Source organism: Shewanella morhuae (assembly GCF_003028295.1).
Classification (GTDB): domain Bacteria; phylum Pseudomonadota; class Gammaproteobacteria; order Enterobacterales; family Shewanellaceae; genus Shewanella; species Shewanella morhuae.
On sequence record NZ_PYSG01000002.1, the window covers coordinates 2,140,211 to 2,153,399 of the forward strand.

The window sequence follows — 13,189 nt, forward strand, 5'->3', positions numbered from 1 at the left end:
CGATGGTATCAAATTAACGCTTTCTGACTGCTCCTGGCAACGAATTCAAACGATCCATTAAACCAGAGCCCTGCTGATTAAGCTGCCCAACCACTAAGTCCATTTTATTAAACTGCTTTGACAAGCGAGCCGTCAACTGTTCCATTTTTAGTGTAAAGGCAACTCTTTGATCGCTTAATTGTTTTTGCTGAGTGGTATAACTCGTTTGACGATCCGCGATCAATCCCCGAGATTTAACATAGCTATTAGCAACATCATTAAATCGATTTGCAAGCCCTTTATTAGGTGTAGAAAACAAGGCTTCAACACTGGACATGTCTTCCGAAAGCACTTTATCAAGCTTGGTATCGTCTACTGATAGTTTGCCATATCTATCAGTTTTAATACCAATATCATATAAAGCTATTGTCCCACCACTTTCGGTTGGTACTCGCTCACTTGAGATACCACGCAATTGTGATTCTATAGACCGAATCATTGAGTCGCCTTGCAATGCTGCCGCCGTTTTTTTGTCAGGGTCATACGACGACATTTTGTCGACTGCTGTCACCAAACTATTATAAGCATCCACAAATGCTTTAACATTAGTTTTAACCGCATCATTATCTTGGGTAATTTTTAGCGTAGTCGTTTTAGCGATATCGGCATCGGTTAAACTCAGTGTGACACCCGTAATCGCATTTTTAACATCATTGCTTTGTGAAGTGACTTTTTGATCATCAATATAAATCACTGCATTTTTAGCATCTTGCAGCGTAGTCGTATTGCCAGTGCCAAACATATCGGTAAGCCCAGTACCTGCGGTATCGTTCGCAGTTATAGTAATCTGATTATCTTCACCAGATTTATTTGAGCTAAAAACTAAGCGACTCCCAGCATCACTGGTGATGACCGTCGCTGTCACTCCTACATTATCTGAAGCTTCATTTACTTTTTTTGCAATACTAGCCAGTGAGTCGGTTGCTGATACATCGACTGAGAAATTTTTACCATTAACACCGAAATCTAGACTTCCCTCACCTGCTAGTGAGGTCGGCGAAGTAACATTAGTCCCTGCTATTTTATGATTAGTAGCAAGTTGCTCAACCTTAATGTTATAGCTTCCTGCTTGAGCTGTTTTATCAGAAGTTGCTGACAAATACGTTGGGTTACTAACAGATATTTTACGTTGATTTAATGCATCGCCAGTTTGTAATTTTTTTAAGGCATCTTGAAATTTAGACAGCTCGCTTTTTAATGTTCCCATTGCAGAAACTTTCGCTTTTATACTGTCTTCCGATTTATTAAACATCGCTTCTTTAGGCATTTTTTCGGCATCCACTAATACTTTGACAATATTAGAAATATCCAAACCTGAGCCAATACCCGTCGCTGTTAATGCCATACAAACCTCTCACTCATCAACTATATACTTTTAGTAAGTACGTGTTTTATGCCTCTGTTTTCATCAAAAGCCCTGTCACTTCTGACAATTTTTCTGCCAACGCTAAAGCTTCTTCACTTGGCATTTGTCTAATCACATCACCCGTATCTCTATCCAACACACTCACCACTGCTTGACCTGAATGCTCATCAACCTTAAATGCTAATCCCTTACGCATCATAGACATCATATCAGAAAGCTCAGCAGCAACTTCATCAAGCTTATTAGGGCTAGACTCATCTGCCGTCGATTTTTCGGTTCGTTGCTCAGAGTTTAGTACAATTGCATTTTGTTTGAGCTCAGTAAATACCGTTGTCGGTTTTAGTGATTCGTTTACTAAATCTATTTTATTGTGCATTCGGGTAGGTGAACTAGCTACACTGATGTCCATAGCGATATCCTCACGGCAATTAGCATTTGTTCTTTTATTTCATAACAAAGCAAATGCACGATAAACTTAATCTATCTTTAATGTAACAAAGGGAGATCCGTTACCGAACCTCCCTTATCACTCTTTTAAAGATTAATATTGACCATTACAACAGTGATAAGGCAACTTGAGGTAACTGGTTAGCTTGAGCCAACATCGCAGAACCTGTCTGTTGCAACACTTGATTTTTGGTCATTGTTGACGTCTCTTTAGCAAAGTCGACATCTACAATACGGCTTCTTGCGTCGGCAACGTTAGCCTGAGTGTTTGCACTGTTACTGATGTTATAGGCTAAACGGTTTTGCTTAGCACCTAACTCAGCACGTTGGCTATCAATCTGTTTAATCGCGGCATCAATTTTAGTTAAAGAACTTGCTCGCGCTGCTGAGGATGTCAGTGTCAGACCGCTGACTGATAATGTAGTTGAGTCACTCTTAGCTACTGAAATTTGAATATTTTCAGCACTTGTATGGCCTACTTGGAAAGTTTTACCGCCAGCAAAGTCACCATTAAGTAATTTTGTTGTACCAAATGCGGTATTAGTACCAATTGCTGTGATTTCCTCAGATAGCGCAGTGATTTCTTTTTGAATAGATCCAATGTCGTCAGTACTGTTCGCGCCGTTCTCTGCTTGCACTGTCAAGTCACGCATACGCTGTAACATATTAGTCTGTTCTTGCATCGCGCCTTCAGATATTTGCGCAATTGAAATCGCATCGTTAGCGTTACGCATGCCTACATCAAGACCACGTACTTGGCTATTTAAGCGGTTAGAAATTGCTAGACCTGCAGCATCATCTTTTGCGCTGTTAATGCGCAGACCCGATGATAAACGTTCCATTGACGTGGCCAAACCGCTTGCTGAAGTATTTAAGTTCTTTTGAGCTTTTAATGATGTGACGTTAGTGTTTACTGTAATGGCCATGGTTCGTTTCCTCTTTATTCCTGGCTTATCAACTTGCCTGTCTACTTAAGCCAGGCGGGTCTAATTGGTTACAGTATATTTAACGGCAGCAGCTTTTTTATCTTTAGGATTATTTTTAATAATTTTATTTTCTATAAAAAACTTTGCCCACTTTCTACAAAAAAGCAGAAAAAGCAGGCAAAAAAGCAGTTATAATCAGCTCACGGTAACAGGCTAACCAAGTAAAGATAACGCCACTTGTGGTAGTTGATTTGCCTGCGCCAACATAGCAGAACCCGTTTGTTGTAATACCTGGTTTTTCGTCATGACGGATGTTTCTTTGGCAAAATCCACATCGACAATACGACTTTTGGCATCTGCAACGTTAGCTTGGGTATTGGCGCTATTACTAATGTTATAGGCTAAACGGTTTTGCTTAGCACCTAAATCAGCACGTTGATTATCAATAGTCTTAATTGCAGCATCAATTTTCGATAATGCTGAAGCTCTTGCTACTGAAGCAGTGACATCAAGTTTAGCAACACTCAACGTAGTTGAATTACTTTTCCCCACTGAAATTTTAATAGCCTCATCCGACTGATGCCCCACTTGGAATGTTTTTCCAGCAGCAAAATCACCCGTGAGTAATTTAGTATCACCAAACGCTGTACTATTGCCAATGGCAGTAATTTCTTCAGCTAATTGATCAATTTCTTTTTGTAATGAGCTTAAATCGTCGGTACTGTTAGCGCCGTTTGCTGATTGCACGGTCAAATCACGCATACGTTGCAACATATTCGTTTGCTCTTGCATCGCACCTTCAGCAATTTGAGCGATTGAAATCGCATCGTTGGCGTTACGCATACCCACATCCAAACCGCGAACTTGGCTGTTCAATCGGTTAGAAATGGCTAGACCAGCAGCATCGTCTTTGGCACTGTTAATACGTAGGCCACTTGATAGACGCTCCATTGAAGTCGCCAACCCACTGCTGGATGCATTTAAATTTTTCTGTGCCTTCATTGAGGTCACGTTAGTGTTAACTGTAATAGCCATAATTATTTCCTCTTCTAAGAATCTTGCCAAGACTTCGAAGCTTGGCTATTTCCAATCTTGAAACTACTTATAAATTTCTTGGCGTTATTACCAGAAAAATACGCTTAAATATAATCAAACAGGGAAACAGAACCCACTTTACTAAACACACTGGAGACCGCGTTCAATGCAAGCTGTTGCTTTTCAAATTCCGTAATCGCTGATGCGTAATCGAGGTCCTCTAAGAGTGATAGTGCAGATGTATTCACCACTTTTTCTTCGATATGAACCTCAGTGTAACTTTCGACAATTTTCAAATTATTCCCTGCCACACTTCTGGCAGAACTAATTTGATTGACACCACTACCGATGTTATTCAATATCTGTGCCAACTGAGCTCGCCCTTGTGGCGTATTAGCCGAATTAGGATCTTCAATTAATGCGATCGCACGACTTATCGTGTCAAAAACGCTGACTTCTGCCTGCGGCGCCATAGAGAAACTATCGCCAGCGCTAGGTTTTCCATCAATTCTCACTTCTATTCCATTAAAACTAACAGGTTGAGTTGCATCAAAGTTAATCACATTGGCGACGGGATTATTGGCAGAATCGAGCACCTGTAAATTAGTGCCACCAGCACCGTTGTCGGTAAAGTTAAAAACATATATATCAGCTACATAGGTTGCAGCGTCAGCAATTTTTGCTGTTTTAACGCTAAAGTCCCCCTGCTGACTGGCCAAATAATTGACGCTATAATCGCCAAGTCCATTAGCCGCTTTCATAAATGCACTATCGCCAGGGATATTTGTACCTAATGCAACACCAGCCTGTACTAAGCTATTTTTAATGCCCGAATCGCCGCTATAGACAATTTTCGGAGGTGTAGAGTTGTCAAAAGCGAAAGGTTCTTTATTAGTACTGAACCCAGAGAACATATAATTGCCAGATTCATCTTTCGTATTGGCAATGGAAAGGAGCTCTTCTAAGCTGCCTTTCATTTCATCGGCAATCATTTGCCGCTCTGATTCGCCTAGTGTGCCGTTTACCGCCCGTAATACTTGATCACGAATTGATGAGGTCAAATTTTCAGCACTGCCTAGCTTGCTTTCAGTCACGGCTAATCGATTCGTCGCATAATCGATATTCTTCATAAACTGATCGACGAGTGCATTTTTCTGATTCAGATTATCAATACCCTGTGACGCCACAGGATCATCACCAGCAGTATTCACTTTCTTACCACTGTCCATTTGTTCAATAATTTTGCTGGTCGCTGTTTGCTTTTGCAGCACACTGGTAATGCTTTGATTAAAGAGCTGCGCGGATGATAATCGCATAGTTAAATCTCCTAACGCACTGAGGATAATAAGGTGTCAAAAATCTGCTGTGCAGTCGTCATGATCCGCGCAGAGGCTTGATAGGCTTGCTGAAAACGCATTAAATTTGCCGCTTCTTCATCTAAGTTCACGCCCGACTCACTCTCTACGCGCGCATAAGCTTGTTGATACACCGCCTCTGCCGAACCTGTACGCACTTTGGCCGCTTTCGTTTTACTGCCTACCTCGAGCTTAGTGTTCTCGAACACGTCCGCTAAGGTCGACTTTCCCCCATTCATCACCTTACTTTCGCTCAACTTAGCCATAGCGACGGCATTAGAGTTATCCCCCTCTGCGAAGGATAAATCGAAGGTAAATCTGTCATTGCCTGCAGCCGCTTTGCTGTCAACTTCAAAGGTAAAACCAAAAGCGCTAATACTCGGGGGCGTATAAGGGGCTGCAGCCCCAAGGGATGTTCCCGCGGCGTCGAATGCTTCATAGGTTGGAGGCACAACTGTGGTATCGAGCTTTATCGTCAACTCACTGCCCGTTACAGGGAAATTTGCGGCACTGCGATTATTAATTTGAGTCAGCTTCACTTGGGTATTACCCGAGTTAGCTGCATCTGCGGTTATTTTTGGCGATGCTGCGGCAATACCTTTAGGATCTTTCATTACCACTTCAATGCCGTTTGATGCCCCAGCGGTAGGACGGATGGCAAAACGATCCCCTGACGCCATAGCGCCCGCTTTAATATCAATTGAAAATCCAGAACCGCCAGATAACGTTGAGCCAGACAAGGTCAGTGGTGTAGCGTTGCCCGTTTGTGTATCAATTAACGTGTAGCTTGCTGGTGCAGTAAATGACAATTCATAGGCGCCGCCGGTCAATAGACTCGTGTCATCAATAGTGACACCTAAGGTTGCGGTGCCCGTATTACCCGATAAACCCGCTACACGCCCTAACGACATTGTAGGATCGTTGATATCTTTAAAGATATTAGATCCTACTTGCCCATTAAGGTCGATGCCTTGTGCTTGCATTTTATTAAAGTTATCTGCGATACCTAGGGCTAATTGGTCGAGTTCGTGGCTGGCAGGAATTAACGTTTGTTCGCGATAATCAAATATGGCACCAAGCTGCCCACCCAGTTTACTCGGATCGACTGTGACGCTTTGCGAACCAATACTTGAGTTAAGCTGTAACTCTTTGGGAAATGGGTTACCCGCTTGAGTCCCCATACTCATGGCAATCTCACCAGAAACTAACATCACCGAGCCACCGAGTATGACACTCTTTGCGCCATTTTCTAATGGGATCACGTTGACTTGGGCGTACTGGCTTAACTCTTGAACCAGTGCATCTTGTTTATCAAGCAGTTGTGCATCTTGATTTGGCGATTTCATTAACTCTAGATTTAAGTTCGCCAGTTCAGTACCTATCTCGTTAATGCGCTTAGTCATACCAACGATTTGATCGTTAGTCTGATTAAGTTGGCCATTCAAATGTGATTGCATTTGGTTAAGGCTACTAGCGAGTTGCTGTGCATTAGTTAAAGCCGAGTTACGAATGCCTATATCAGCAGGTAAATCAGCAATACTATTTAGCCCAGCGAACAAATCATTTAAGCTTTGCGGCACAATTTTACCAATCTGTGAGAATAGCTGATCTAGTTCACTTAATTTACCGTAGCTGGCTTCTGCCGCACTTAAGGTGGTTTGACCAATACGCAACTCGCGCGCGGCGTAGTCGTTATAAATACGTTTAACGTCATTAACGTAAGTGCCAGTACCGTAAAAGCTACCGCCCAAACGCTGCGATTCTAACGTCGATTGAGTTGCCACCTGTCTGTGATAACCAGCCGTATTGGCATTGGTAATATTATTACTGGTGACGCCAAGTTGTGACTGGGAGGCAAGCACACCAGTTCGCGCAATATTAAGTAAATCAACGGCCATTAGTTGATACTCCTATGAACAAACAGGGTTGTAAGCTTCATCATTTGTCTTCTCCTGGCAAAATTGATTTCAGCTCTTCGCTGATGGACTGCATCACTTTTATGACTTTTTCAGCATATTTAGGGTCTGTGGCATAACCTGCATCTTGCAGAGCACGAATAAATTGGGTTGGTGAAGCGGCAACTTTTTTCGCGCCTTGATAACGATCGCCTTCAGCAATAAACGATACAAAATCGTTAAAGCTATGTTCAAAATCACTGTAAACTCGAAAGTCCGCCTTTTGTTGAACAGCCACACCGTGTTCAAACTCTAAGGTCTTAACGTTAGCTTTATCACCCAACCAGCGGCGATCGGCTTTAATGTTAAAGAGGTTATGACTTGGCGCGCCGTTATTGCCGCGAACAATTTTTTGCCCCCAACCGGTTTCTAGTGCTGATTGAGCTAACAATACTTCTGGCTGAGTGCCTAATGCTTTGGCGGCTTTTTCAGCGTGGGGATATAAAGTTGCTAAAAACTCTTCTCGACTGCTAAACCTGACAATTTTTTGAGTTTCTCTAAACGCAGTGGTCGGCAACACTTGGCCACTAATCACAGGTTCTACGACAGAAAGTGCCTGCTCGCTCCAATTTGGCTTTGGCGTATCGATAGCCAATAACCGATGGGGAGTATCAATATCCATTGATGAATTGGCATCGACGGCTCTATCAGGTTCAAATACAGGACGCGCGATAGCAGCAGGCACGCCATCATTAACCACTGACGTGGGTTCAATATTGAGTGTGGGAGCTGTAGTGCTTTGCACTGGTAAATTAAGCGCTTTATCATCATGGAGCATTTTCATGCCGCCATCGTCGCGTAATACCGAGGCTGGCGTAAAATTACTGGTTTCAGGGGAGAGTTGCTGCACCATCATATCGGCAAGACCCAATACACCTTTGTCAGATAAATCGACCGACAACTGCTGATCGCGCATCTGCTCGTAAAACTGTGTGTATTGGCTATTTAAAGGACTATCGGACTTAAAAACGGCGTTGGCATCGCGCATACTTTTCATCAGCATTTGCACGAAAATACCTTCAAATTGTTGGGCAACTTTTTTCAAGGTGCCCTTCTCATCTTTCTGCGCTTGGGCGCGTAGAGAGTCTAACCCGCCCAAGTCAAGAAAATGTGATGAACTTGAAAGCTTTTCCATGATTTTCCCGACAGAAATTAGATGATGATAAGCTCACCATGCAAAGCTCCTGCCACTTTTAACGCTTCTAATATTGCTAACACATCTGAGGGAGCTGCACCGACTAAGTTTACCGCTCTAACCAGCTCATCTAGCGTGGTTCCAGGGTTAAACATAAACATGCGGCGGTCACTTTCTGTTGCCGTAATCGTACTATTACTGGTGACGGTTGTTTGACCATTTGCTAAAGCATTTGGCTGTGAAACTTGCGTGGCTTCAGCAATAGTGACTGTCATACCGCCGTGAGTTACTGCCGCAGGCAGTAAACGTACGTTTTGTCCCACAACAATGGTGCCGGTACGTGAGTTAACGATCACTTTGGCAGATTCCTCTGCGGGGATAACGTCAAGATTTTCTAGCGTCGCTAAAAATGAGACTCTCTGCGATACATCGCGCGGCGCGTTGACCTGTACAGATGTCGCATCTAACGGGCGAGCCATATCAGGGCCTAGTAAATCATTAATCGCATCAGCCATTCGCTGCGCGGTAGAAAAGTCAGAGCGACGAAGGTTAAACGTCAAATAATCGCCAGACGAAAATGGACTTGTCACACTGCGTTCCACAATCGCACCATTGGGTATACGGCCTACCGTAGGCGTATTTTGGATCACTTTTGAGCCATCTAAACCGTCGGCACTAAAGCCACTAACAACTAAACTACCTTGAGCAATAGCATACACATTACCGTCAACCCCTTTTAAAAAGGTTTGTAATAAAGTGCCACCGCGTAAACTTTTAGCTTCGCCTAAACTCGATACCGTAACGTCAAGATCTTGACCTGGTTTGATAAAGGCTGGCATATCGGCATGCACAGCAACAACAGCAACGTTTTTAATTTTAGGTTTGACATTATCAGGCAGATTAATGCCAAAGTTTTTTAGCATAGTCATAAAGGTTTGTTCGGTATAACTGGTTTTCTCACCCGTTCCAGGTAAACCAACCACTAAACCGTAACCAATTAATTGGTTACTACGCACGCCCTGTACATTGGCAATATCTTTAATTCGTTCTGCCTGACTAGGTAAGGAAAGCACTAGCATGGCAACCGCTAACACGTATTTATATTTCATGATAATAATCCTTAGAAAGGCCACCAGTCGCTCATAAAGAACTGGCTTAACCAGCCTACTTTTTGAGCATCTGCGAAGGTGCCGGTGCCGCTGTATTGAATACGGGCGTTGGCCATTCGCGTTGAATCAATTGTGTTATCGGTATTTATATCTTGCGAGCGGATCAGTCCTGTAACACGAATAAATTCGTCACCATTATTAATAGAGATCCATTTTTCTCCACGGATCACCAAACTGCCATTATTTAGTACTTGCATAACGTTGGCCGAGATACTGCCATTTAAACTGTTACTTTGATCCGCATCTGATTCTCGTTTCGTATTCATACTATCTTTGTAGCGTAGATCGATGGGGACTCCGCCAACAGACACATTGCTACCACCGGCGAAGAGCGGATCTATGCTCAGGTCGGAGCCTTTTTTAATCTCATTACCGGCACTTTTTTTCGCTTGAGTCGATTCTTTCAATACGATAGTGATGATATCGCCGACTTTGTGAGCGCGAATATCTGAATATAGACTAGCTGATTGACTTTCTTGATAAATTGACCCCGTAGCTGCAACTTTTGTCGGCGGTGCTTCTGGATAAACAGGCGCATAAAAAGGATCATCTGCAATCGGTTTCTTTTGCGTCGAGCTACAGGCTGCAAGTAATAGCGCGACGGCCAACACAAGATATCTAGTCATGATATTCGCCTCTATAAATTCTGTGTCACATAAGACAGCATCTGATCTACCGCCGAAATCACTTTGGAGTTCATCTCGTAAATACGCTGACTTTCAATAAGGTTAACTAACTCTTCGGTCACGTTTACGTTAGAGGTTTCTAAAGCACCTTGACGGATTGCTCCCATGCCATCTAATGAAGCAGTCCCTTGGATGGGTGTGCCACTCGCCCCCGTTTCTGTATATAAGTTTTGTCCCATCGGATCCAAACCTGATGGATTAATAAAATCCGTCATAGTCAACTGGCCAACGACTTGGTTTTCAGCGGTTCCTGGTATTTTCACAGACACCTCACCTTCAGCAGAGACCGTAATGCTGGTCGCATTATCGGGCACTGTTATCGACGGCTGCAGCACATAACCAGAACCTGGCGTCACAATTTGGCCTGTATCATCTAAGGTAAACTGACCATTTCTGGTATAGGCAGCAGTGCCATCGGGTAATTGGATCTCAAAAAATCCCGGACCTTCTATCATTAAATCTAAAGAGTTATCCGTTGTTAGCATGTTGCCTTGCGTAAACATTTTTTGCGTGGCGACAACTTTAGTACCGGCGCCTATGTTTAAACCATTGGGCAATTTAGTGTTAGAAGCGCTAACACCGCCAGCTTGGTTAACGGTTTGGTAGAGTAAATCTTCAAATACTGCGCGACTTTTCTTGTAACCCACAGTACTGGCGTTGGCCACGTTGTTTGAGATTACCGAAATATCAGTTTGCTGTGCGTCTAAGCCAGTTTTACTAATCCATAACGCCGGATGCATAGTCTATCTCCTAACTAATACGCATTAATGAAGATGAAGCGCGATCGTTTTCTTCCGCGGTTTTCATCATCTTGACTTGTAATTCAAACTGACGCTGTAGGCTAATTAACGACACCATTTCATCGACAGGATTAACGTTACTACCTTCCACTGCGCCACTTTCAAGGCCAACACTTGGGTCGGCTGGGGCATCATTACCTGACATAAGCCGAAATAACCCATCTTCACCGCGCATCATTTGGGCATTACCTGGATTAACCAATTTCAATCTACCCACTTCCTCAACTACTTCGGCAGTTGCACCTTGGGGACGCACTGAAATTATCCCGTCTTGAGAAATAGAAACCTTTTCGATAGGAAGTGGTAATACGATAGGACCCGCATCACCCATCACAGGATTACCTCTGTCATTATGTAGCAAACCGGTAGAATCAAAACTTAAGCTACCGGCACGGGTATAAGCTTCTGTGCCGTCTTTTGTCTGTACGGCAAACCAGCCATCACCTTTGATCGCAACGTCAAGATCCCGTCCAGTAGTTTTTATTGGACCAGACTTAAAATTTGCTGACGGAGACTCTGTCATAGCAAATACCCTTGTAGGCAACCCTTCACCAAAGGCTTGCATCGATCTGGCTTGTGCCATATCGGATTTAAAACCCTCGGTATTCGCATTGGCTAAGTTGTTCGCACGCAACGCCAGCTCGTTCATATTTTGCTTAGCGCCGCTCATCGCGATATAAAGGAATTTGTCCACAAGACGACCCCGTCAAATTTTCTACATGACAATAGCAAAGCAAGCATCATGCCAATAAATTTAGCGTTTAATCGATTGATAGAAATAAGAAATATATAAAGGGAATGGAGATAACTCAGTAGAAAGGCTAAGTGTTGCCATAGGCGGCAACACTTAGTTGAATAGCATAGTAATTAGCGGATTTGTAAAATGGTTTGTTGCAGAGTGTTATTCACCTCAAGAGTTCGAGAGTTCGCCTGGAAGTTACGCTGCGCCGAAATCAAATCAACTAGCTCAGTCGTTAAATCAATATTCGATTGCTCTAATGCTGAAGAGCTAATGCCACCAAACGTGCCACTATTTGCCTCACCCGCTAACGCAGGGCCGGAGGCTAAACTGGCTTTCCACGAAGTATTACCGACTTGTGTTAACCCTTGTTCATTAGCAAAACGAACTAATGCCACCCGAGCCAGGTTGACCGTCGAGCCATTACTGTAGCTAGCAGTGATAAGACCATCGGTGCCAATTTCAACGTTAGTTAAACGCCCAACCGTCGTTCCATCTTGCTTCAACTCTGTTGCTGAGAAAGGATCCGCATATTGTGTAGGGGCATTAAACTTGACGGTTAAAGATTGAGTGCCGTCAGCTCCTGGGCCGATGACATTAGCCCCCGTATTACCCAGTGGCTCAGTAGTAATCACCGCAGGATTACTCTCAATATATGCTCCGACAGAATTGAACTTCAAAACTGCGCCTGTCCAACCTGCCGCAGTTTGCGCTGAAACACCACCACCGCCAGAGACAAGTGGTACATCTGGAGAGCCATCACCATCGGCATCGACATCGTATTTCCCTGCTGGACCACTCAAATTAACCGGCTTATTATCAACCGCATAATAAGCAACCCAGTTATTCTCACCGTTATATGCGCCGTCTTTAGGCTTCACAAAATAGGTCGTCATGATATGTGACTCGCCGAGAGAGTCGTAAATAGTCATTGAAGTGACGTTGTTATAGGTTTTTGGGTCTGCTGGGTCAAATGCAGCGGGATCAAGTGCGGCAGCCTTAGCATCCAAATTCATTTGCAGAGTGACATTTTCCGTTTTTACTGGGCTACCCGCAGTATCAGGAATTTGCACAGGCTTAGCCGTCGTTAAACTCACTGATGTAGAATTACCATCTTTATCTACTGGAAAAGTTTGCAAATAATTACCGGCTGAATCCACCATGTAATTATTGGAGTCAACTTTAAAGGCTCCCGCACGGGTAAATGCATGGTCTGCCGTACCTAAATCAGAGGACGTGACAAAAAATCCACCGCCTTTAATCGCCATATCGAGGGAGTTATTGGTTAGCTGTAAACTACCTTGATGAAATTGCTGAGCAACCTGACTCGTCGCAACCCCTCCCCCAACAGCTGTTTTCGCATTTGAGAAGATAGAATTAGCATAAACATCGGCAAATTCAGCACGAGACTCTTTAAAGCCAATGGTGTTCGCATTAGCAATGTTATTTGCGGTAGTGTTTAAATCTTTTTGTGCGGCGGCAATGCCACTCAATGCAATGTTAAACGACATAAATACCTCTACATTTTACTCAATTT

12 protein-coding genes are annotated in these 13,189 nt (G+C 43.4%); all 12 read right to left on the reverse strand.

The window, feature by feature from the left end; translation table 11 throughout:
• Positions 1-13: 13 nt before the first annotated feature.
• A complete protein-coding gene (gene fliD / locus C9I43_RS09800; RefSeq protein ID WP_107883322.1) occupies positions 14-1,384 on the reverse strand; it encodes a flagellar filament capping protein FliD in 1,371 nt (456 codons plus the stop codon).
• Between the two features lie 46 nt (positions 1,385-1,430).
• A complete protein-coding gene (locus tag C9I43_RS09805; protein ID WP_107883323.1) occupies positions 1,431-1,814 on the reverse strand; it encodes a flagellar protein FlaG in 384 nt (127 codons plus the stop codon).
• 145 nt (positions 1,815-1,959) lie between these two features.
• Positions 1,960-2,778: a flagellin N-terminal helical domain-containing protein gene (locus tag C9I43_RS09810; RefSeq protein ID WP_107883324.1), complete on the reverse strand. Its 819-nt coding sequence runs from the start codon at positions 2,776-2,778 to the stop codon at positions 1,960-1,962.
• Between the two features lie 213 nt (positions 2,779-2,991).
• Positions 2,992-3,813 (reverse strand): flagellin N-terminal helical domain-containing protein, encoded by an 822-nt coding sequence (locus C9I43_RS09815; RefSeq protein WP_107883325.1) that lies wholly within the window; start codon positions 3,811-3,813, stop codon positions 2,992-2,994.
• A 104-nt stretch (positions 3,814-3,917) separates the two neighbouring features.
• Complete coding sequence (gene flgL, locus C9I43_RS09820) at positions 3,918-5,129, reverse strand: flagellar hook-associated protein FlgL (RefSeq protein ID WP_107883326.1); 1,212 nt, start codon at positions 5,127-5,129, stop codon at positions 3,918-3,920.
• 11 nt (positions 5,130-5,140) lie between these two features.
• On the reverse strand, positions 5,141-7,066 hold the full coding sequence (gene flgK, locus C9I43_RS09825) for a flagellar hook-associated protein FlgK (RefSeq protein ID WP_107883327.1): 1,926 nt from the start codon (positions 7,064-7,066) through the stop codon (positions 5,141-5,143).
• A gap of 40 nt (positions 7,067-7,106) precedes the next feature.
• Positions 7,107-8,258, reverse strand: coding sequence for a flagellar assembly peptidoglycan hydrolase FlgJ (flgJ, locus tag C9I43_RS09830; protein WP_107883328.1), 1,152 nt, complete (start codon positions 8,256-8,258; stop codon positions 7,107-7,109).
• Positions 8,259-8,275: 17 nt separating this feature from the next.
• Positions 8,276-9,367, reverse strand: coding sequence for a flagellar basal body P-ring protein FlgI (locus C9I43_RS09835; RefSeq protein WP_076496654.1), 1,092 nt, complete (start codon positions 9,365-9,367; stop codon positions 8,276-8,278).
• 11 nt (positions 9,368-9,378) lie between these two features.
• A complete protein-coding gene (flgH, locus tag C9I43_RS09840; RefSeq protein ID WP_107883329.1) occupies positions 9,379-10,053 on the reverse strand; it encodes a flagellar basal body L-ring protein FlgH in 675 nt (224 codons plus the stop codon).
• An 11-nt stretch (positions 10,054-10,064) separates the two neighbouring features.
• Positions 10,065-10,853, reverse strand: a complete 789-nt coding sequence (flgG, locus tag C9I43_RS09845) for a flagellar basal-body rod protein FlgG (protein ID WP_076496652.1) — start codon at positions 10,851-10,853, stop codon at positions 10,065-10,067.
• A 10-nt stretch (positions 10,854-10,863) separates the two neighbouring features.
• Entirely contained in the window at positions 10,864-11,607 is a 744-nt protein-coding gene (gene flgF, locus C9I43_RS09850; RefSeq protein WP_076496651.1) for a flagellar basal-body rod protein FlgF, read from the reverse strand.
• A gap of 173 nt (positions 11,608-11,780) precedes the next feature.
• Positions 11,781-13,163, reverse strand: a complete 1,383-nt coding sequence (gene flgE, locus C9I43_RS09855; RefSeq protein WP_076496650.1) for a flagellar hook protein FlgE — start codon at positions 13,161-13,163, stop codon at positions 11,781-11,783.
• Positions 13,164-13,189: the final 26 nt, after the last annotated feature.